The organism is Sphingobacteriales bacterium (genome assembly GCA_016700115.1).
Taxonomy (GTDB): Bacteria; Bacteroidota; Bacteroidia; order Chitinophagales; family UBA2359; genus UBA2359.
In genome coordinates, this window is sequence record CP064999.1 from 871585 (window position 1) to 895295 (window position 23711).

At 42.5% G+C, this 23711-nt stretch carries 14 protein-coding genes; 7 read left to right on the forward strand and 7 right to left on the reverse strand.

The window, feature by feature from the left end:
- Positions 1-101 precede the first annotated feature (101 nt).
- Positions 102-479, reverse strand: coding sequence for a GxxExxY protein (locus IPM47_02940; protein QQS29926.1), 378 nt, complete (start codon positions 477-479; stop codon positions 102-104).
- 146 nt (positions 480-625) lie between these two features.
- The gene (locus IPM47_02945; GenBank protein ID QQS29927.1) at positions 626-808 is read right to left on the reverse strand and encodes a hypothetical protein; all 183 of its coding nucleotides are present in this window, start codon (positions 806-808) and stop codon (positions 626-628) included.
- Positions 809-1231: 423 nt separating this feature from the next.
- On the opposite strand from IPM47_02945, the gene IPM47_02950 reads away from it, so the two are divergent.
- Positions 1232-2293, forward strand: coding sequence for a hypothetical protein (locus IPM47_02950; GenBank protein ID QQS29928.1), 1062 nt, complete (start codon positions 1232-1234; stop codon positions 2291-2293).
- Between the two features lie 44 nt (positions 2294-2337).
- On the opposite strand, the gene IPM47_02955 is transcribed toward IPM47_02950, so the two are convergent.
- Entirely contained in the window at positions 2338-4251 is a 1914-nt protein-coding gene (locus IPM47_02955) for a DUF3857 domain-containing protein (protein ID QQS29929.1), read from the reverse strand.
- Positions 4252-4265: 14 nt separating this feature from the next.
- On the reverse strand, positions 4266-6335 hold the full coding sequence (locus IPM47_02960; protein ID QQS29930.1) for a DUF3857 domain-containing protein: 2070 nt from the start codon (positions 6333-6335) through the stop codon (positions 4266-4268).
- A gap of 318 nt (positions 6336-6653) precedes the next feature.
- Between IPM47_02960 and IPM47_02965 the strand changes: the two genes are divergently transcribed.
- Genes IPM47_02965 through IPM47_02975 form a run of 3 tightly spaced genes read left to right on the forward strand, consistent with a single transcriptional unit; the run spans position 6654 to position 9207 of the window.
- Entirely contained in the window at positions 6654-8012 is a 1359-nt protein-coding gene (locus tag IPM47_02965) for an inositol-3-phosphate synthase (protein QQS29931.1), read from the forward strand.
- On the forward strand, positions 7984-8442 hold the full coding sequence (locus tag IPM47_02970; GenBank protein QQS29932.1) for a phosphatidylglycerophosphatase A: 459 nt from the start codon (positions 7984-7986) through the stop codon (positions 8440-8442). The genes IPM47_02965 and IPM47_02970 overlap by 29 nt, the downstream gene beginning before the upstream one ends.
- A 57-nt stretch (positions 8443-8499) precedes the next feature.
- On the forward strand, positions 8500-9207 hold the full coding sequence (locus tag IPM47_02975) for a CDP-alcohol phosphatidyltransferase family protein (GenBank protein QQS29933.1): 708 nt from the start codon (positions 8500-8502) through the stop codon (positions 9205-9207).
- 127 nt (positions 9208-9334) lie between these two features.
- Here the strand turns inward: IPM47_02975 and IPM47_02980 are convergent, their stop codons facing one another.
- Together IPM47_02980 and IPM47_02985 are read right to left on the reverse strand one after the other, a co-directional pair.
- Entirely contained in the window at positions 9335-10885 is a 1551-nt protein-coding gene (locus IPM47_02980) for a beta-lactamase family protein (protein QQS29934.1), read from the reverse strand.
- Between the two features lie 257 nt (positions 10886-11142).
- On the reverse strand, positions 11143-11676 hold the full coding sequence (locus IPM47_02985; protein ID QQS29935.1) for a hypothetical protein: 534 nt from the start codon (positions 11674-11676) through the stop codon (positions 11143-11145).
- A gap of 675 nt (positions 11677-12351) precedes the next feature.
- Here IPM47_02985 and IPM47_02990 point away from each other — a divergent pair.
- Positions 12352-17394: a T9SS type A sorting domain-containing protein gene (locus IPM47_02990; GenBank protein ID QQS29936.1), complete on the forward strand. Its 5043-nt coding sequence runs from the start codon at positions 12352-12354 to the stop codon at positions 17392-17394.
- 79 nt (positions 17395-17473) lie between these two features.
- Positions 17474-19003: a hypothetical protein gene (locus tag IPM47_02995; GenBank protein QQS29937.1), complete on the forward strand. Its 1530-nt coding sequence runs from the start codon at positions 17474-17476 to the stop codon at positions 19001-19003.
- Positions 19004-19306: 303 nt separating this feature from the next.
- On the opposite strand, the gene IPM47_03000 is transcribed toward IPM47_02995, so the two are convergent.
- Positions 19307-20530: a CehA/McbA family metallohydrolase gene (locus IPM47_03000; GenBank protein ID QQS29938.1), complete on the reverse strand. Its 1224-nt coding sequence runs from the start codon at positions 20528-20530 to the stop codon at positions 19307-19309.
- A gap of 532 nt (positions 20531-21062) precedes the next feature.
- On the opposite strand from IPM47_03000, the gene IPM47_03005 reads away from it, so the two are divergent.
- Positions 21063-23543 carry a carboxypeptidase-like regulatory domain-containing protein gene (locus tag IPM47_03005; protein QQS29939.1) on the forward strand — a complete coding sequence of 827 codons (2481 nt, stop codon included), beginning with the start codon at positions 21063-21065 and terminating at the stop codon, positions 23541-23543.
- The last annotated feature ends 168 nt before the right edge of the window (positions 23544-23711 follow it).

The window sequence follows — 23711 nt, forward strand, 5'->3', positions numbered from 1 at the left end:
TCTGCTTTGATTTACGCTATCCGCAGAACAAATAAATCACCCGCAGATTTCGCTGATTTTCGCAGATTGACTATGCGAAAATTTGAGTACTTCGCGGGAGACTATAATCCGTTTACCTTTCTATAAATTCCTTTATATATTTGCGAGACATTAAAATTGACAAGAATAGCTAATTTTAATCCGGTGATTTTTAAGTAGGTCAATACTTGTTTGTGGTGAACTTCAGCTAAATTTTCTACTGATTTAACTTCTATGATGACTACATCATTAACCAAAAGATCTATCCTAAATCCCAGGTCTATTTTTTCTGTTTTATAGTGGACCGGTAAAGGAACTTCCCTTTTTACACTCAGTCCTTTTTCTATTAATTCCAATTCAAGCGCAGCCACGTAAACTGATTCTAATAAACCTGGTCCTAATATGTTATATACTTCGTAAATTGCTCCCCGAATGATATATGATATTTCGTTTTCTGTCATAGTTCAATTATTGAGTTAGTGGTTTTGGCAGCTTCCGTTTTAAAGTAGCTGTATTCCTTTACCGGTGCTATGTAATACACTTCCAAGGCAAGGGCTTCTAAAAATTTCATTGCACATTTAATGCGGTAACCTACTCTTTCGGTCAACTATCTTTTATCGTTTATGTCGTTTGTTCCTTTGGTCTCAATTACAAAATAATATTCGCTTTCGCTTCCTGTTTTCATACTCTTGCATTTCAACATCAATCCAAAGTCGGGTTCATATTCGACAATAGATGTTTTAATTTTGTCAACGTCTTGATATTTTAAGCTGTCAAATTGTAACTCCATTACTTCTTGCCATTCTTCTTAGTTAAATATCTAATTTCTTCTTCTTTCGCTTGACTTATTTTTTTGAACAACCGATTCAAAAGTAATAAAATCCGATATATTGAGCTTGAAAAAAGTCAAAATCTTTTCGATATCCCGATAGCAAATTGGCAAAGTCAACCTGGCAGTTCCCTTATGCCTGTTAGCTGCCACATTATCTGTTTATATTACATCCATCAAATAAGGGTTTTGATTTACTGCATCTTTCATCTGCCCGCCTTTTCACATCAAATGATGTTGCATCTTTTGATTTTTAAAATCTCCATAATGCGCGTGACCTAAATTTGGGACTAAACCGAAAAAAAGTTCCGTGAATGGAATTTTTTTACATCCTTTAACATTTAGTAATCAGAATATATTCTTCACTAAAAAAGATGATGTAAGATGAACAAAAATATTTCCAATACCCTCGCACAACTTATTTTTGGCACCCCTGTCGGGCATTTAAATTTAATGGTGGTACCGGTTTTTCTGCCCGAAAATCTGAAATGGACTGATTATATCTCCTTAAAGGAAGGCTTGGATCAAAAACTTGTTGAAGTTTCAGAGGTGTCCGAAAGCGGCTCAGTTCCAAATTTAATGGTTACAAACAATGCCGACCTGCCTTTGCTTTTGCTGGATGGCGAAGAACTCATCGGAGCCAAACAAAACCGCATTGTCAATACCAGCCTGCTCTTGCCGTCAAAGACCAAAACCGTGATTCCGGTCAGTTGTACCGAGAGGGGGAGGTGGGACTACAACTCCCGCTTTTTTGGCGATTCGGGAGTAATCATGTCTTCAAAAGCCCGGTATAACAAAAGCGAACGGGTAAAATCCAACCTTGAAAGGGGTGCAGGTTACAATGCCCAGCAAAACGAAGTATGGAACGATATTGAAGGCTATCATGATACCTTCAATTCTTCTTCAAAAAGTCGTGCAATGCGGGATATTTTTTATGAACAACAAACTAAAATTGACGGGTACTTGCAAAACATACCTGTTCAGTCAGGTCAATGCGGTCTTGTGGTGATTTTAGGCGGTAGTATAGCCGGGTTCGACTTTGTTTCAAGCCCTCAAGCCTATACCTCCCTGCACAATAAACTAATTAGCAGCTATGCAATCGAAGCATTGGTTGAAAAGGTTCAAGGAAAAGAAAGAAGCCTGCCGGAAGCAGAACAAGCAGTCCTGACTATTAAGCATTTTATTACCCACTTCACCGAAACTGCATCCGAAAACGAATTTAAACCGGTTGGTTTAGGTGTAGATTATCGCTATACTGCCCCAAAAGGAACAGCTTCTGCATTGGCTTTTGATAACAAAGTGGTTCATTTCTCGGCTTTTCCAAATATTTCTATAGAAGTCCCGGTCAAACAATGGAGCGACTCCGTTGAAACAGAAACCCAAGATTCCGGCAGTATCTCTAAAACGTTTTTACAAATCCTGAAGGACAAATTGAGTAAAATTTAGCCGGCCTGATCGGTTTAACCCTTTATTTTGAAAAAGGTATGGGCTTATTGCTTTTTTTTCAGAATGATTTTTTTGTCGTCGTGGCTGCTCACTGTGCTAAAAAAATGATAAATACCGGAATAGCTGCTTGATGGAAATGTTCCTTTATTTAACACCATGGTTCTGATATGCAAAATTCGGTTTTCAACTTGTTGAAACCTGACCGCATAAGAGCCAATTTCGGATGTCAGGTTAAATTCCTGGGGTATAAATTCAATTTCATACTCCGCAGGAATGAGGTAGGTTAATGTGTCTGTTTGAGTAATTCCGTAGCCTATATAAATATCGGAAATTCTGTTTTCCTGACTATAAAAAGGCAGCGTGGTTCTGTTGAACGGGCTAACAGGAACAAACAACCGGTTTCCTGCCGTAGAACCATATTTGGCCGCAGTTCCTGAAAAATCAATTTTAGCAACAACTAAATTGGGGGTGCTTTTATCAGTAATGGTTAACTCTGAAAGGCTGAGGTTGTTAAGGGGCAATGTTTTAGTGATGCTTTCTTTTTGCTCTTTAGGCGAAGACATCATTAAGTTTAAAGCCTCCGAATAGGCTAAGTTAGTCAGCAACCGGGAAGCAGAAAAGGCAATGTCTCCGTTTGTTTGGATGGTAAGGTCCGATTTCAGGATTTGGCGATTATCTGAAGCCCTGAACGAAGGCGTTTTCACCAATTTGCCGCCATCGGGGGTAATGGTCAAAGCATACCGGTTGGAATTGTAAGGTCCGATAAATCCAAAAGGTGCATGTTGGCTGGTACACTCTAACCAAACCGTATCTTGTTCTAAAGGCAAACACAATATAACATGATTAGTTTGGTTTGCACTTGCAAAATCAGTTTGACTGATTTGTAGGTCATCATCTGTGCCTATTTCGGTATAATGGGCTTCGATTCCTGCCACTTTTAACAAACTTCTGGTATAATTACTCAGGGCTTTACAATCGCCATATCCGTATTTGTGTACCTCCTGAGCTTCTTTGGGTTGAAATCCGCCAATTCCTAAAGCGATATTCACATACCTTGTTTTACCCTGCATGTACCGGTAAATGCGTCGGGCTTTTTCCCGTTTATCTGTTACTCCTTCAATCAGGTGTTCTATATCAGCTATCGCGGTTTCGGGTAGTTTATCCCTGCCGTCCAGCAAAGAATATGTCCATTTTCCATACGTTTTCCATGTATTGAAGTTTCCTTTGGTTTTATCATATTCGAACTCATCGGGAGAAAGCAAAACCATAGGGGCAAAATCACTAAAAGGCGGCATATAAGGCTCTTTGATGTAAGCCTTCAGATTTTGGACACGCCATTCATAGCTGTTTATGTTTTTTTCGTTAGTTTGCTTAAATTGAATACCCCCGTTAACTGATTTAAATTTTACCGTAATGTCCGAAGGTGTGTTGTATGACAACAAAGACTGTTGAACCGAAACACCAAAATTACTGACAGGATACCAGGTATCAATACCGACAACACCGTTATAAACCAATTCGTAAGAATACTCTACCGTATATGGGTATCCGGCATAGTCGGGTGATATATATTTTATTCTGCTGTCGCTAAACAGGGTGTAAGAAGCATAAGCCGGCTCGTCTTTAATGTCCGATTTTCCGAACTGTCTTATCTTACTGCCGTCTGCCCGGTACATTTTACCGGTGATGTCTGTTACCGAAGAGAGTTTGTCGTAATATATAGCAAGTGCGTTGTGTTTTTCTCCTTCTTTATTCAGAATGGTAACCGCAAAATGTACCTTTTTTGACAACTTAGCAAGTGAGATTCGCTGATAAACTGTGTTGTAAAACCTGTAAACAGCATTGGCATTTTGTAGTAAAGAATCGGGAATCAGCGTTACATTCAAATCGTTTGCTTGTAATGCAAAAAGGCTGTTTGACATAGATATCAGCAGCAGAAAGTAGCGGAGTGTCTTCATGGTTGGTCCGGCTGTTAATTTCTTTTTAAGACAATCTTTTCGTTCTGTTTTGCAATTACCTGTCCATAAAATTCTTTCAGGTCCGGATATTCTTCCGGTAAAAATTGAGTTTGATTTAGGTTGAACTGGCTGGAAACCTGAATGCTATTCTCTATCTTTTCTACAGTATAGGTGAACTTGGCGGCCTTATTGTTTAAAGAAATTATGATTGATTGGGGGATGGCATCAATGGTAAAATCTGAAGGAATTTGAATAATTACAGTTTTAGCAATGACTAAAGGGAAGTCGAACTCTACGGGGTAGTCCCTTTTTTCTAATTTAAAGGGGTTTTCAGAATCGGTTTCGTAAAACATAGGAGAAAAATAGATTAAATCGCCTGCTACTTCCGGATAATTGTTAATACTGATGTCATAGTGCTCCTTCAGTTTTTCGTCGAGGTTGTTAAAATTTGTAATTTCAGAGTTTTTAATTTGCATGCCTTTATATTGCGCCTGTAGGTTTTCTGTTTGTTTTTCCTTGGTTCCGGATATTCCCAATTTCTGACGGCGGGAATAGGCCGCATATTCACCTGTATTATAGTCCAACGTTCCAGTAAAAGTCAAATCAGCAGGGTTTAACTCCAACTTATAAACACTTTGTGCTTTGTAACTGCTTAACCGTTCCAGATCTATCCAGGCAATTTGATTAGGAGCAACCACCAACCCAAAATCGTTGATACATCTGACAGGCAGCAGGTTGATATCAGAAAAGGGGTCAGAAGCATCTACCAGCAGCTTTTTACCCTCAAGTTCTACAATTGCCACCACGCAGTTAAAGTCGCTGATAGTAGGGTGAATGCGGTTAATTCTTCCATTGCTCTGTGTACTTAAAATTAGCGGATCTGCATTTAAACCCAATTCACGCAAAATCATGACCAAACAAAGGTTGATTTCAGTAGTTGTTCCACTTCCGCTTTTAAATGCGTCTTTCAATGATTTCTGCACATAAAGCGAGTTGAGGTCGTTCCAGCTCATTTTACTTCTTAGAAAGTTTTGAGCTTCCCTGATTAACTGGACACCATTGGCATTTAGTTTTAGAATTGGGGTGATTTCTTCTTTTAAAAAGCCTGTTTTTTTCAGTTCCAAACCAAAAAACTCATGTTCCAACAGTTTATCCCTGATTTTCTCCCAGGTGGTTGTATAACTCCGTTCGTCGGAACCCGGCATTTTAACGCTTTGCAATTCAAATTTTAGCGTTGAGATATGGTTTTTGGGGGTTCGCAAATATTTTTCACTCACAAAAGCCGGAATATCTTTGGCGGTAAATTGATACACTTGTTCCAGATATTTAATGGTTTGTGTACCTGCACGTTGTTGTAAACCGTACCCGCCTATCTGGTCATAAAAATCAAGCGTTATGGATTCTGTTCTTTCGCTTTTTTTCATGTTTACATCTACATATCCGGTTAGGTGTTGATTGTATCTGAAAAATTCGGGAATCCTGACATAATACTCGCTGTACAGTACCGGAATTTCATGTTGGAAATACCAATCCTGCAGATTATATAAAAAATCCGACTTAATGGTGTAAGACACTTCGATGACCGAGCCTTCTTTTACATTTGGCATCGGAAATTTAACCGTCATCAGGTTTTTCGTTGTCTTCTCCTTAATGATTTTGTTTTTCTCCAACTTAAATGATTCCACAGCATTGTTTGAATCATTGTAAGTATTCGCTCTTATATCGGCTAATTCTTCCTCTGCTTTCCCATCCATATAGAGCGGGATTTCGAAATCGGCATGTTCTGCCCCTATTTTATCAAGAATTTTAATTCTATAGTGTCGTTCGAAAACTAAGCGGAAGCCCTTGTTTGACCCTCCCGAACCAAAAAGCGAAACCTTGGTGTCTTCATATTCAAAAGTTATAAACCCAAAATCAAAAATGTAATAAGCATGTGCATTCGAATCTATCGGACACACTGTTGTCTTTAAGTCCTGAATATCAATTTTACCAAATTTTTCGGGTGCTTTTTGGGCAAAAAGGAAAAGAGGCAGCCCAAAAAATAAAAAAAATAACCATTTAATCTTTAGCAAATGATGTGTCATATTCATAGATTTAACAGGGGGTTAATTTCTCAAAGGTAATCAATGATGAATAATAAATATTATTTTAGCATTTTTTTTCTACATTGCTTTCCTGTCCAACCCCGGTAGCGCAGGCTTGCAGTTTTTCTCCATGTCAAATTTGCCGGTCTCGGTTTAGTTCCTGTAGAACAAGCCAAAACTAAGGCATGTAATTAGCTTCAAAATTAACTATATCGTCAAGTGTTAAAACTGCACAATTTAAACTGTACTTTTGCAGTCACAAAACTTAAATAATGTCTGAAATCTTTTTAGACATTCTCACACAAAAAAAAGTTGTTAATGAATCAGACAAAACCCAATATTAAGAGTCCGGTTGGTAAATTGGGCGTACTCACTCCCGGTATGGGTGCCGTAGCTACTACCTTTATTGCCGGAGTAATAGCTGCTCGAAAAGGAATTGCCCTGCCTATCGGCTCGTTAACACAAATGGGAGTTATTCGTTTAGGCAAGCGAACCGAAGCCCGAACCCCGCTCATTAAAGATTTTGTACCACTTGCCAATATGAATGATATCGTCTTTGGCGGATGGGATGTGTTTGCCGACGATGTTTATACCGCAGCATTAGAAGCAAAGGTGCTCGACCTCAACCTCGTAACATTGCTCAAGGACGAGTTGCAGCAAATTAAACCAATGACCGCCGTGTTTGACAAATCGTATGTGCGCAATTTAGACGGGAAAAACGTAAAAACCGGTGCTACTAAAATGGATTTGGCAATCCAGTTGATGGATGATATACAACGGTTCAAAAAGGAAAATAACTGCGATCGGTTGGTGATGGTTTGGTGTGCTTCTACTGAAGCTTATACCGAAGTCAGCGAAGTACACCAAACCTTAGAAGCTTTTGAATCGGGTTTGCTTGCCAATGATGCCCGGATAGCACCAAGCATGATTTACGCTTATGCAGCCCTTAAAAACGGAGTTCCTTTTGCCAATGGGGCGCCAAATCTAACCTGCGACATCCCAGCTTTGGTAGAACTGTCCCACCAAACAAAAGTGCCGATTGGCGGAAAAGATTTCAAAACCGGGCAAACGCTGATGAAAACCATAGTCGCTCCGGGTTTACATGCCCGTGCTTTGGGTGTAAGAGGTTGGTTTTCGAGCAATATTTTGGGTAATCGGGACGGAGAAGTGTTAGATGCGCCTGAAAATTTTAAAACAAAAGAGGTATCGAAAGGCAATGTGTTGGATGGCATTTTAAACCCTGAAACTCAACCCGAACTTTATGGGAATATTTACCACAAAATACGCATCAACTATTACCCGCCTCATGGCGACAACAAAGAAAGCTGGGATAATATTGACATTTTCGGTTGGTTGGGCTACCCCATGCAAATAAAAATCAACTTCCTTTGCCGGGATTCTATTTTAGCCGCCCCCATCGTGCTCGATTTAGCCTTGTTTATGGATTTGGCACAGCGGGCAGGAATGTATGGCATTCAGGAATGGCTGTCTTTCTATTTTAAAGCTCCTCAAACGGCTCCCGGTCTGCCCCCGCAACACGATATTTTTAAACAACTCAGTAAATTAGAAAACACTCTTCGATTTATAATGGGCGAAGAACTCATTACACACCTTGGTTTGGATTACTATGAAGAACTGATTAAGGAATATGAGACGTTTCTACATCTGGACAAGTAGTGGCTTTGGTATCGGTTGGCTGCCCTTGGCTCCCGGCACATGGGCCGCCGCTGCCGCGGTTTTACCGATTTTTCTGTTTGTCCAATCATCCTTTGTTTGGCGAAATGCTGTTTTGCTGGCGCTTATAATTTTGTTTACCGTAATTGGCGCTAAAGCGGCAAAAGCCTTGGAACTCGAATGGGGTAAAGACCCGAAGCAAATTGTAATTGACGAAATGGCCGGAGTTTGGGTTGCCATATTGGGTTGTAGCTGGAATTGGCAATATTTATTAGCCGGGTTTGTTCTGTTTCGCTTTTTCGATATCGTAAAACCCTTTGGTATAAAACGTGCCGAATCTATCGGAAACGGATGGGGAGTAATGGCCGATGATTTATTGGCCGGTTTATATGCAAATTTTCTGATTCAGGGCTTTACCTTTGCTACAAGGTAAAGAAGGTCATTATACCTTTTTAAAGAAATTAGTTTTACCATGCAAAACTGACGGAGTATGTCAACCAATACACTTAAACAATACGGGCAACCCTTGGTTTACCGCTTGTTAAATCCACTTATTATGCTGTTGGTCAGGTTAAATGTTTCCCCCAATACCATAACCACTATCGGCTTTTTGCTCAATATTGGGGTTGCCGTAATTTTTGTTGTCGGTGCCGGAGCAGAGCGCACCAACCTGAGTTATCTGGGTTGGGGAGGCACTATGATATTGTTTGCCGGCTTGTTTGATATGATTGATGGCCGCCTTGCCCGCCTCAGCAACCGCACCTCAAAATTTGGCGCGCTTTACGATTCTGTGTTAGACCGTTACAGCGAACTGGTCATGTTTTTGGGTATCACTTATTATCTGGTTGCACAAAGCTATTTTCTCAGCTCGCTCTTTGCTTTTATTGCTATGATTGGCTCTATTATGGTAAGTTATGTGCGCGCCCGTGCCGAAGGGTTAGGAATAGCCTGCAGTGACGGTTTGATGCAGCGTCCCGAACGGATTTTAACCATCAGTATTTCTGCTATTTTGTGTAGCGCAATTTCGCAGTTTACCGGCACCTTTAAATTTACTTTCCCTAATTCCGGTTTTCCGTTGTTCGAAAACATCTCCATTTTTGTTTGGCCTCTTTTTGCGTTGGCAATCTTAACGAATTATACCGCAATAGACCGGTTGGTTTCATCCAAAAAAGCATTGCAAAATCAGGAAACGCAATAACGCAATCTGATTCAAAAAGGATAAAAAAGAATTTTTTTTACCGGTAGTAAATTCTATACCCTGTAAACATGAGGAACGAAAGCATTTCCTGTTTAAAAAATACAACTTACCCCCAACTTGCCCTAAGTTAAGGTATTTCCTGCTCTACGCTCACCGTTCCCTCTGTACCATTATCCCATTCCACGGTAATTTGGTTGGTACCTTGTCCGCTTACAATGTTTCCGCCGGAAACTGTCCAGAAATAGGTGCTTCCATCTATGACGGGGGTACTGTACGTATAGAGTTGGTTTGCACAAACATTGGCAGAAGAACCAACCACCCCATTTTGTGCTATAACAGGAACAGGAGTTGGATTTACAGTTATCGGTAACTGAGCAAAACCACCGGTGCCATAATCATTAACTCCCCGCACAATAATATTTCCCGAAACTGCTCCTGCACCAAAATTAACCATAATGGTATTGGTAGTGCTGGTTCCGGTTGCACCTAAAGGTAGTGTCCAGCTATAAGAAGTGGCATTGGGAATGGGTGGAACTGAATAGATGACACCATTGGTACCTGTACAAACCATATTAAGCCCGCTTATTGCACTACTACAGCCTGGAATATGATTTATGACCGCTCGATAAAGTAAAAAAGTAACCGCCTCCACACCCGAGGGAAACGAATTGGTTAACCCACAAACCGTAACACCAAGACAGGTATCTTGAATCATTTTGCTCCTGTATCCCCAGGTAGAACCCCCGTGCCCCCAAAATGTTTTTTCCTGAACCGTTTGGCGTGCTAACCCTAATCCGTACTCATAAGTAGGGTTACCCGTAGAAACAAACGTTGACATTTGGTCAAAAGATTCTTCATTGATCAATTGCCAGCTAAACAAGGCATTATACCATTGAACCATTTCGGATGCAGTTGAAAATACAGCACCGGCACAACCCGCGGCAGTGTTTAGCCCTACTCTTGAAGTATCGTTATAATCTATCAGATTCCACCACCTGTGAGCAAGAGTTCCGGTTTCCGGCTCTTGTACATCATAAAAGGTACTGTCCATGTTTAATGGTGTAAGAATGCGGTTGCGTATATGATGGTAAACAGGAAATCCGGTTGCGCTTGTAACCACCATATCTGCCAGTACATAGTTGGTATTGGAATAGCCCCAACTCGTTCCTGCTGCAAAAAGAGGCGGCCCTAACCATCCTAATACTTCGTCTGGCGTAAATACGCGTGTTGGGTTGGCGTTTATCGTATCCATCCAGGGAGAAACAGAAAATGGGTCGGGTACACCGCTGGTGTGGTTGAGCAGTTGTCTGATAGTAATGTTGGGGTTAATATTTGCATACTCAGGTATCCAATCACTCAACTGGTCGTCTAAACTTAGCACATTTTCTTCGGCAAGCATCAGGATTACCGTGGCTACAAACAATTTAGTATTGCTGGCAATCCCCATAAGCATATCTTGTGTAATTGGCTGTCCATCATAAGAATTTCCCATTACTCCTGTCCAAATTCCCTGACCGGGTATGTAAACAGCGGCCGACATGCCCTTTATATTACCAACCTGCAGAAAGTAGGAGCTTAGTGTATCTTGCAGCATTGTTGCCATCAAAGGATTAAAACTCTGTGCCCGGATGTTTGAAATCAAACAGAAAGCAAACAAACAAATGAAAACTCTTTTCATAAGGAATGTTATTTTACCACAAACTTCCAACCTTCCTGATTATTCCCATTTTACTCAAAAGTACTTATTTAATACCAAAGATAGACGATTTGTAAGACTTTTATAAATGGTGTGGTTTTGCTAAAATAAAAAAGAAAATAACTTAGCTTACTAACATTACCGATACCTCAGAAATACCGGTAATGTTAAGTTAAAACAAAAACAGCCCCCGACATAATCTGTCAGGGGCTGTTGGTATTTTGGTTAGCGGGGGTTGATTATCCTACCGGTACGTAGTTCCACAAACTGATCGTGATAAAGCTTCTGCCGTTTCCATAAGTGCCGTAGAGCAGATAGGTGTCTTTTCCGTTTGCTCCGGGAGTGCCTTTGATGACACCCATAATCTCAATGTTAAACACGGTGGCTCCTCTTTTCAACGTGGCTTCACCTGCACATCCTGTTCCTTTAAGGGTCAGTTCTACCTGATCTTGTTGGTCGAACAAATCATCGGTGTAGTTGGCTTGCGTGTGGTAGCGGTTCGTTGCTGCGCTTTTGAGCGATTTGCAAGCGGCGTTGGTTTTTGCCATACTGCCTGTTGCCCAGGTGCTTACCGGCATGATTTTGTTGTCGGCTGTTTCGTTGGAGGCGATGGTAAAGTGAACAACGGTGTAGTTTTGAACCACATAGTTTACCACTTGTGCGGGAGTAAGGCTCGGAGATGCAAGGATGGTTTGTGCATTAGCATGGTTGGTTGCAAAAAAACTGCCGATAACGGCGATAGCGACTGCTGCGAAATTCATTAACTTTTTCATGGTGTTTTGGTTTGGTTTTTTGTTTTTTAAAAATTTGATGTTTTGATTTTGTTTTTGGTTTGGTTTTTTGTTGGCTTTCTTTCGGTTTTCGTAGGTTGGTACATCGGGATGAAATTTCGTAACCGCAGTTTGGAATATTTTTTGAAAAAGATTTTAGATGGAAGACAATAGACTTTGCCTCATTTCAACCTTGCGAAGGGATTTCCATCTGTTGTATGTAACCGATTTCAATATTGCAAAGACCCTTTCCAATGTTGAGAAGATATTTATACATTGAAAGTATCTTTTTGATAAGCGGGCTTTGTCATTCGACTAGATAGGCTTATCAACCCATATTTTGAGAGTAACTGGAAACAAATACCCCTTTATCAGACACTGGCAGAACGGGTTCAGTATGGCAATAAAAAAATAATGTTCGCAAACCACACTCCTCAATGGACAGAGAGCTAATGTAACCCCCTGAAAATCAATACAGTTTCACACCAAACCCATCAACTAAGTAACTGAAAACCTCTGAAATATTCAGAAATCAATTTTTATTTCTAATTATTTCATTACAAGTAAAGAAACTATTTTGTACATTGCCACATGCAATAAGGGAATTAAAAAATGGGGACAATTTTCATCTAAAAACTATCCATTTATTCATTTTTAAAATTAAAATCATGCAGAAACATGACAATTTTAAGGAGATCCTTTTCAGCAGAGTTTTGGTTTTGGTTGTATCGCTTTCCCTTTATATATGGGGGGGGGGGTAATGTGTATATAAAAGCACAGGAATCAACATTTGACGAAATGGACGACGAGGCTTACAATCTGCTTTACATGATGTCGGCTTCCGACACCTCATTTGCTGCTATTTGCAACATGGCAGGAAGCTACCTTCAAAGCAATCCGGAGGCTGGCCGTTTTGCGAAACGTTATGCCCGATGGCGCAACTTTTGGTCAAATAGAGTAGGTGTTGATGGTAATATTTGGGAAGCAAAACAAGCCATGCAAGAATGGGCAAACGAACCCGTTTGTACTGAAAATGGCGACTGGCAGCCTCTTACAGCTCAATTATGCCCTAACAAACAGGCAAGAGGTATTGTAGTAAGCGTATATGCCCCGCCATGCTCTACACCAAGTTGCACACCGCAGGTTATATATGCAGGAACTAATTGCAGCGGCTTGTGGAAAACTTCTGATGCCGGCAATACTTGGAACTGCATCACTGATAATATTCGTATGCCGGGATTAGGTGTAAGCTCTATTTTAGTTTTGGATGATGACCCATCTTGTTCCGAAGAAATTTTAATAGCTTCAGGACTTACTTCGCAGGTGGACTCCCACTACGGAATAGGCATACTAAAAACTTGTGATGGCGGCAACAGTTGGGAAGAAATCCTTGGATGGCCGTCCTGGTACGGTCAAGTAAGCGTAAAACTGATGAAAGATCCTACGGACCCTAATACCATTTGGTGTTTAGGAACAGAAAGCCTTTGGAAAAGCAGCGACAGGGGGCAAACTTGGATTTTCATACAAAATTTGCCGGACGTTGTACCTGATGGACTACATTTTTCGGATATGGAATTTTTATCCGACGATCCAGACATAATCATTTTAAGCACAAAAGATAGAGGTGATGCTGGTGATGCCAAGTTATATCGCATAGACAATATTGACCCCATAACTCAAATAGCAATATGGACAATTATAACACCCAATCCAACCAGTTCGAAACAACAAATTCTTTTAGAAACTTCCGAAAACAATATTATCACAATGTATCAAGCAGGTGGTATTACACTTACAATGAGCCGAAGCAGTGACTCGGGTGATTCGTGGATAGACAACAATCCGACTGGTCTTGTGAGTCAAGGAATAAACAATGCCCTTGTAACCTTTAAAGTTCACCCTTACGATGATCAATTAATGTACTTCGGTAAAGTCAACTTCTACCGTTCAACCAATGGAGGACAAAATTTTAGTGCTCTTATTAGTGGTGTTGTTAATGGCACCGGTACCAATTCATGGCATTGTGATGTGAGAGGACTGCAAATTTATAATCCGGAAACTACACCTGTTGCAAATGAAGTCCAACTATTAATGGGCAACGACGGTGGTGTAAGCTTTAGTACTAATGGAGGAACTGTTTTTCAAAACATGAATGGAGAATACAACCCAAACGGCAGCAGCCTTAATATCACACAGTATTACGACATAGCCAACTCCTCATTAAGACCCGGACTTGTTGCCGGCGGAACTCAAGACAATAGTTTTTTTAAATACGATAACGGTCAGCTTATTTGCCTTGTTTCTGGAAATTGTAGCACCGCATCTCCTCCAAGTGTAGGTATAGGAGGCGATGGAGGACAAACTATTATCAGTTGGGCAAATCCAATGGTGATATTTAGCAGATTTAACGAGTCATTGGGCAAATCAATAAATGGAGGTAGTAGCTTCACATCATGGATAGTACCTGACCCGGGAATAGCAGATATGGAATTCCTAGATCCAAAAATGTTGCAAGACCCGCTCGACCCCGATATAGTCTATTATGCCAAAGGGCGAAATTTTTACAAATTACAAACCAATCCTTTTCCTACCCAACCTCCTCCACTACCTGCAACATATACTTTTACTTCGTCGGATTTTACTTCTATAAATGCGCTGGGTGTATCTCCTTCAGACCCCAATAACATTTTTGTCGCCGCTGCATGGGGTGGAACTTCTAAGAAGTTATTTAAATCTACAAATAATGGAACTGCTTTTACAGATGTTGCTACTATGTCAGGCTCAAATATCGGTACAGTAACAGAATGGTTCTCAATTACCGACATCATTTTTCATCCTGACGACCCCGAAAAAGTGTGGATTTCGTTGGGCGGCTTTGATGGTTCGCGCGTTGCGTATTCCTCTAACGGGGGAATAAATTGGAGCGGATTTGGTACAGGGTTACCCCAACTGCCCGTAAACAAATTAGTCTATCACGTTGGCTCGAACGATGTCATTTATGCCGCCACAGACGTAGGGGTGTACCGATACAACCCTGATACCCAAATTTGGGAATGTTACAACAACGGACTTCCTGTTTGTGTGGTTATGGGAATTGAAATAGATTATTGCAAGCAACTCCTGCACATAGGCACATTTGGGCGAGGCATTTGGGAGTCCCCCTTAGCACCACTTACAGAAAACTGGCAAATCACCCAAAATACTACTTGGGAGGCAAACACCGTGACCAACAGCAGTACCGATATAGAAATTATGCCCGGTGCAACACTTACTTTAAAAGGCAAACTCAACTTAGCCCAAGATAAAAGGATTATTGTTCAAAGAGGGGCAAAATTGGTGATAGAAGGCGATAACAACCCCAACGGAAACAATGGGCTACTGACCAATGGATGCGGCGACAGGCACGGCGGTGTTGATGTATGGGGCAACACCTCTATAGATCACGAAACCCTGTTTGGACTCGCTGACCCGAACACACTCATCCCTGCCGACTACATCAACCTGCCCATCAACACCAATGACCCGGGCATGGTTATACTATACAATGGTGCTAAAATAGAAAACGGACGCACCGCCATTTCTACACAGCGAAGAGGCGGCTATTTTCCTGACTACTACGGCGGAATAGTATATGCCCACAGTGCCTTTTTTACAAACAACCGCAAAGCAACGGAATTCATGCAGTACAAACCATTCAATTATAGCCGGTTCAAAAACTGCCAAATCACCGCCAATACCAGCCATAACATAGCTTTTGAAGGCATTACCGTTTGGGATTGCACCGGTATAGTAATTGACCACTGTACTTTTGAAAACAACAACCCCGCCATCTACAACAACTGCACCGCCATCACCACTCACGATGCCGAAAGACTGCAAATCATTAACGACTGCCAATTTAACAATGTAATAAAAGGAATTATTCTACAGGCTACCAACGAAGGACTTGGCGATGCAATCATTACCGATAACGTTTTTACCAACTGTCGCCTTGGAATTCAAAACTTCCAGACCAGAGAAATGATCGCCCGAGGTAATACCTTCTCCGTTACCGCCATAAATGCACAGCACATCACTTTATCGGGCAACTGTGGGTACAGAATTTCTGAAAATACCTTTGTCAATGGCACTGCAGCCGTGGCCGCCTTCTTCACCAGCCTCCTAACACCCGGCAACAACCTGATAGAATGCAACACCTTCCAAAACTGCGGAACAGGTGTATATGCCAATAGCAACAACATCGGCTTACGCTTTCAAAACAACGATTTCACTACCCAGAATGCCGATGTGCAACTCGATAACTTCGGCATCCTGCCTAACCAAGGTACTTGGGATCCTGTAGAGAACAGTTTCCTCCCCTATTTCAACTTCTTTACCCTTACCAACCCCACCACCCGCATTACCACTACCGGAACCACCTCCCCTTTCTTTTACTATTACCATACCGACCCAAACATCTTTACGTCCGATGCCAACGACCGCCTCGTGCCACACTGCTTCACAGTAGAAACACCACCTTTCCCAGGATGTGGAGCTACTTACAATTACTTTGGAATAGAAACTGCCGTGCCAAGCGAGTTTTTATACTCCGGCTGCCTCGATTTAGATGGCGATGGCAATCCGGGCATGTTGCCTCCCGATGAAGATTGCAAAACCCGTGAATGTTACGAAGAACTCAAGCTCCTGATTGCGGGTTTAGAAAATCAAAAAGACGGCGGCAATAAAGAAGAACTTTTAAACGACCTCTTCAACAGCCCCGAAGCATTGGAAACCTACCAAAAGTATCTTGATGCCAGCCCCTACCTCACAGACGAGGTACTGACTGAGGCAGCCGAAAATGCCCTGCTCAGCTCTATCAGAAAAGCCAATATCCTGCTGGCCAATGCCCCCCTAAGCAACGATATGATGAACACCGCTTATCAGCATGTAAGCACAACCGTTTATCAAATGCTGTATGCCTTGAAATACTACCTCGTCATTTCCGACCGCGACCAATTGGATATGCGTATCGGCACAGAAGTACGCAAAAAGGAAACACTCTTTAACGAACTCTATACCCGATACTTTGACCACCCCGACAGCCTGCACGCTTTTCTGATTGCCGAAAACAGCACTTACGCCAAACATTGCTTATTTGGCAGCCTAATGAGACATGGAGATATGGCCGAAGCCCAAACCCTGCTAAACGGCATACCTGACGGCACGCCCGCCGAACAGGACTACAAAACTGTGCAGCAAATAAACCTGCAATTTCAGTCGGCTACCGAGCCGTTCAGCCTCTCCGAAACCCAGTACGAGACCCTGCGCGCGATAGCGGACTGCTACCAAACCCAGTCCCCCGCCGCTCAGGTCCTGCTAAACTTGCTTGAAGGTGAACAGTACGAGTGGCAGATACCCGAAAATGCCAGCGACGGTAAATCCGCTACACCTCCATATCCCAAAGCATCTCTGACAGAGCTAAAATCCGCCAACCGACTATGGATACACCCCAATCCTGCAAAAGAGCAGGTAACGGTAAACATACCGTTTTATTTGTTTGAAACAAATGCTTTTTTGCAAGTATTTGATACAGGCGGCAAGTTGTTACAAAATATAGAATTTGACCAAGGACAAACAAGTATAATACTCAATACCGAAAAATGGGCAAACGGTCTGTACATACTGTCTTTACAAAGTGGTGATGCGCGTTTGGCACAAGCCAAACTAAGTGTACTGCATTAGTTTTTCGTGAAAAAATATGGTTGCGGCAACCCAAAGTTGCGGCAACTGTATTTTTTACTTTATTTTAAAATGATTTCGCATGAAAAACAATGTGTTTATTATCGCGCTGCTTTTATCTTTTTGGGGCTTGAAAGCCCAAGAGTACTACATAAAAACCTTTGATGTTGACAGCACCGAATCGGATAACGGCATGGATATTTTGGCGGACGAAGAAGGATATGTCGTGCTGTGTGCTTCGATGGGTGGGACCGGCTATTTTAAGGTTGACACTGACGGGGAGGAAATATGGCAAAATAATTTCAGTTTTGCTCCTTACGAACCCGGCGTGACGGGACTTCTTCAACTACCCGACGGAAACTACCTGATAAGTGGGGCGGTAATTGAAACAGGGATGCTTTATCAAGACCTTTTTACTTTTGTGACCGACGAAGGTGAAATATACAGGCATATCATCCATGGCGACACGATGGACAATCGCGCGCCGTACAGCGTCCTGCGGAACAACCTTGTCGTTTCTTACACAAGCATTACCCCTCCTGGTGTCGGGTTGGAGCTGTACAATCATACGCTATTGTTGACCATGGATACAGCGGGGGTTGTGTTGCGAATCGACACCTTGCAAAACGTTGCAGGCTATCCGAGAAACGGTTCGGTTGCCCTCCTCCTCCTCCCCACCCAAGAATACATTTTAGGCATAGGCGCACAAAACGAACCCGACAAAATCTACGGCTACCTCCGAAAAACAGATACCATTGGAAACACCTTATGGGAGCAACCGCTAAATGATGTGGCTACAAGTACAGCCCCTATCCATTTGGCAAGATTGCAAGATGGTGATTTTGTAGTATCTTGGATTGCTTTATTAGGTGGACTGACAGAAAATAGAGGTTCTTGTTTTGTAAGACGCTACAACCCCGCAGGTGATATAATTTGGCAATACACCTTTGAAGCCATTGGCTATGGTCGCAACATACAAGACCTATACGTATGCGCCAACGGCGATATCATAGGCTGCGGCTATACCGGCAATTTTGACATTACCGGCAATCCCACTTGTTGGATATTCCGCTTATCGCCTGAAGGCGAGCTAATTTGGATGCGCGAGTACGTATATTGGGAGTCACTGGCGCAGTTCATGCTGCTATACGCCCTTACCGAAGACCCCCACGGCGACATAATAGCCACCGGCTACGCCAACCGCCCCGATCCCGAAACCGGCTTTTGGAAAGGGCAGGCGGTATTGCTGAAAGTAAACGCTATGGGCTGTTTTGGCGAGGGCGGCTGTACAGATACCGCCATCGTCCACTCGGTGGTTACGGGCATGGATACCCCGCCGCCGCAGGCAGGTAGCGGCGTTGCGATTTCTCCCGTAAAAGTAAGTTGGTTGGGCTATGGGGAGATGGCAGTGTTTTACAACCTTCCCGCCACCCCCGTCGCCACCATTCGTTTGTACGATGTGCACGGCAGGCACGTCACCACCCAAACCCTTCCGCCATACGACATCTTTACCCCTATCCAAACTCCACCCCTCCCACCGGGCATCTATCTCTACGCCGCAGAGCAAGGCGGTCTGGTGGTGGCAAGGGGGAAGGTGGCGGTGGTTAGGTAAGTGAAAAGTGAGAAACTAAAAGTGAAAAAACCTGAAAGGTTTAAATATGAATAGCCGTATGTGAAACCTACGGAATTGAGTGAAATAGCACATTTGCCAGAGGAGTTGTGGTGTACACGGGAAGGTAGCGGTAGGGTGTTTAAAAACCTCATAGTTTCGGCAAAACTATGAGGTTTGACAAATAGTATTTGCAGTTGGAGGCTACATCCGGCACACTTTTTTAAAAAAGGATTGACTAATATTTGAAATTGCCTACAACTCAAACTCTATTCAGTTTACAAACGGCAGCAAACGAACAAAAAATTACTGTATCACAATTGCCCGTGTCAAAGCGGCATAATGTGCCTGTTCGTTAGGAAGCAAGACCGCACTATATACGCCGGATTGCCCGTTGATATTTACTTTTAAGTCAAAATCATCTCCACCATAAACGGTTTGAAAGAGAAGGGTATCTTCCAATATTTGGGGGATGATGAGATGGTCGGGACGGGGGTCGTTACAGCCTGAAGCACGAGTTAGTAAGACTTGAGTAGAGTCCAAATGGCTGTCAACGGTTCCTCTGAGTCGGATAATGCGGGTATTGTTGTTTTCTTCCCTACAACCTTTGTCATTATAACCGTCAATAAACAAGCGGCTGTCGCCTTCAAAAATGGCTGTTTTTCCGGCTTTCAGTCCTTCCATAATACTTGGCCAAGTGAGTTGGGAGGCAAAAACAGCGGTGGTGGGATATCCAAGAGCGGGGTCTAACCCACTTCCGGGAGGGTCGGTAAAAATGCGATGGTTATCGCTTCCGCCAACGGCTATTGTGGTTTTTCCGTTGAGCAGGTCGCATCGCCAAATATCTCTTCCTCTAATATCCCATGGGTCATAACCTATAGTGCCGTTCCATATTTCTATGGCATCGTAGTTGTAGCTTGTCCAGTCATACACAATCCAGGGAGTAATGGCGTATGGGTGGTTGATGATGGTAAAACAACCACGGTCATTAGCCTGTTGCAGGGCATTGCCTCCGGTAACGGTTCCTTTGGGGCGATCGGTAAATGCGCCGGAATGGTTAAAGGTGTTCAGGTCTTCGGGAATACATCCGATATGCCCGGTCGGTTGTGAGTTGGATTCAGAAACAGGGCTGATTTCGTTTCCGTCAATCATTAAAAATTGACCGGGTATCGTGAGTTGTGCTGCAAGATCCCAATAAGGAAATTCGGGCCCCTGATTAAACAGCAATGGATCTTCGTCAGTGGTAGTAACATCACTGCCGGTGCTGTTGCTATGGTCGGTCAGCACCAAAAAATGCAACCCCATTTCAACGGCACGCTGCTGAATGGCTTCGGGAGACGAATCCCCTCCGGTATCATTGCTTGCTCCGGATGCATGGACATGAAAATCGCCTAAAAACCATTGTCCGGGCGGGTCTGCTTCTAAGGTGAGGACATCGCAACTTGCATCGGGGTTGTCGTCCTTACAAGCAGCGATGGTAAACAACAACAATATTGCGAGAAACGGGAGAGGGGGTTTTAAATGGAACATGGGTTTATTAATGGTGTTTTTTGTGAATGGTGAATTGTCAATTGTGAATGGTGAAGAGCAAGGGAATAAAAAACTTTGCGTCTTAAAGTCTTTGCATGAAACATTTATTTATTGATGTACGGGCATTGTTTATGATTATTGCCTATTGCCTATTGCCTATTGCCTATTGCCATTTGTCAATTGCCTATTGCCTATTGCCTATTGCCTATTGCTTATTGCGAATTGCCTTACGCCTAAAAAAAGAATTGTGTAAGATAAGTCGGTTTGTTGTTTTATTCAGCTTAAAGGGATTTTTACCATCATTCATCAAACAAAACATGGTAGTTTCTTGTTATTAGGGATTTGAGTTGTTTATAAAAAGTTCTTGGTATATCCCGATTTATTCCTTCCGATTTCTGAATGATTTATCTGTAAAATCGTCCTGACATTTTAACCATCAACGATTAAACGGGTATTACCGTTAATAGTCTATTACCCCGTTGTTATTAATTTTCTCCTTCACACAACAAACCTTCCACTATAACCCGCATTTATGCGCACCACACTAACCCTGTTGCTTCTGTTTGTTTCCATGAGTCTTTGGTCGCAAACATCCACATCCATTCACGGATCTGTTATTGATTCTGACAACAACGAAGGTGTTCCCTTTGCAACCGTTGTGTTTACCGGAACTGCTATCGGAACCACCACCGATATAGACGGCAGATTTAACCTTTCGTCCGGAGAGGGGGTTTCGGTAAAAAGCATTACCATATCGCATCTCAGTTATAAACCCAAAACGGTATCTGTAAAACAGGGCGTTCCTCAAGACCTGATTGTTTCGCTCAACAACAATGAAGCGCAACTTCAGGAGGTATTGATAAAGTCGAGCAGAAAAGTCAAAAAAGATACGGCTGCCGTTGCACTATACAAGCGGGTCATCGATTCTAAGCCTCAGAACAGCCCCGAACAATACGATTATTACCGTTTTGAGGAGTACAATAAAACGGAGTTCGATATTTACAATCTGAAAGAGAAATTCATTAAGCGCAGGATTTTCAAACCCTTCCGGTTCGTTTTTGAAAACATGGACACCACCGAGCAAAAAGTTGCCTATTTACCGGCACTTATCAAAGAACGCCTGAGTGAGGTGTATTATCGAAAATCTCCCAACAAGCGCAAAGAGGTGTTGAAAGCCGATCAGTTTTCGGGATTTGAAAACATGAACGCTTCGGGCATGGTGGATGGGGTGATTACCGAAGTAGATGTTTATCAGGGAATTATTCGCATTGGTGACAAAGCCTTTATTAGTCCCTTTGCAAAATTAGCACCTGTGAGCTATAAATATTTTCTGACCGACAGTGCTTTTATTGACAATCAATGGTGCAAAAAATTGGAGTTTACCCCCCGCCGGAAACAAGACCTTTGTTTTACGGGTTATGCGTGGATTCACGATACTACCGCTGCGGTCAAATCGGTCAAACTCTACCTGTTAGACCAAACCAACCTCAACTATATTGCAGACTTTATTATCGAGCAGGGTTTTTCACAAATTGAAGGGAAATACTGGTTTAAAGACACCGAAAAGCTGAAAGTCAACCTCAATTTGACCCAAAACCGCCGAAAACTCAGTATGCGGATGGTTCGCACCATCAGCCGTCAGGACATTGTGATTAACCAACCTATTGACGAAAACCTGCTAAGCGGCGATCCGCTTCAAATTCAACCCGAAGCCTATAAACGGCCGATTGAATACTGGGACACCTCGCGACATACCCAACTGACAAAAACCGAAAGCAGGGTGTATGAAATGGTTGACCGGATACAAAATACCCGAACCTACAAAACATTGCTCTGGTTTGGCAACATCGGTGCAACCGGCTATATGCGTTTCGGCGAAGTGGAAGTGGGCAAGGTGATGCAGATGTATAGTTTCAATGGATTAGAAGGAAACCGGTTCAGACTGGCACTACGAAACAACCAAAAGAAATATCGCGACAAGTTTTACCTCGAAGGCTATCTGGCTTATGGTGATAAAGACAAGCTGTTTAAATACAACGGCACATTCAAAATGCACTTGCCCCGCACCAACAACCGCTGGCACATGGCAGGGCTTTCTTACGGATTCGACTGGTCGGATTTTAACTTTACCCGCTCCCATCTTTCGCACGACAATATGGTAATTTCATTGCTGCGAAAAAACCCACAAACAAACCTGTTTTTAATTCGGCAGGGCAATGCGTTTTATGAGAAAGAGTGGTTCCAGGGATTTACCAACAAATTGTCTATCACGCATAAGTCCATTTATTCTTGGGAGGGGTCAAATTTTGATTTGTCCAACCAACAACCTTTTGAGGGTGCAGAAGATCATTTTGAAACCATCGAGTTAAGCCTGAATACCCAATGGGGTATCGGTCAACGCTTTTTTGTCAGCAGTTTTGAACGTACTGCCGTTTCTTTTGCAGCCCCTGTTTTAGATGTCAATTATACATTTGCTCCTAAAAACGTACTGGGCAGCGATTATGAATACCACACGCTTGGCATTAACCTCACTCAACGGGTAACTACCGGAATAGGTCGAACTGAGTATCGTATCAATGCGGGAAAAATCTTCGGTAAAGTTCCGCATCCCTTGTTGAAAGTTCATGGCGGAAACTCCACCTTTTTGTACCGGCGACATTCTTACAACCTGATGAACGATTTTGAGTTTGTCAACGACGAATGGGTATCGGTTTGGCTGACCCACAATTTCGAAGGTTTGTTTTTTAATGCCATCCCGCTGTTGCGAAAAATGAAACTCCGAAACATGGTATTTGCCAAAGCAGTTGCCGGAAGGTTGAGCGCAGATAATGAATACTACCTCAACTATGCAGGAGGGCTTCGGGAACTCAATGGGGCTTATGTCGAAGTAGGTACCGGTGTGGAAAACATCTTCAAGATGTTCAGGGTCTATTTTATGTGGCGGTTAACCCAAAGGGATTACTCCGACATCACGAAGTTCGGCATCAAGTTTTATGTTTCGCCTTCGTTCTAAATATTTGGGTGCTTCGAAGCCTTTTAAGTTCAGAAATAATTAACTGATACCCCATTAAGTTTGAATTGAAGCAACAACAGGGTAATTGTGTTCCCCGAATTTACCATATACCAACTATGTTTCAATTTTGCACCACGCATGACCGGTTAAAGTCTTTAAATTGGGTGG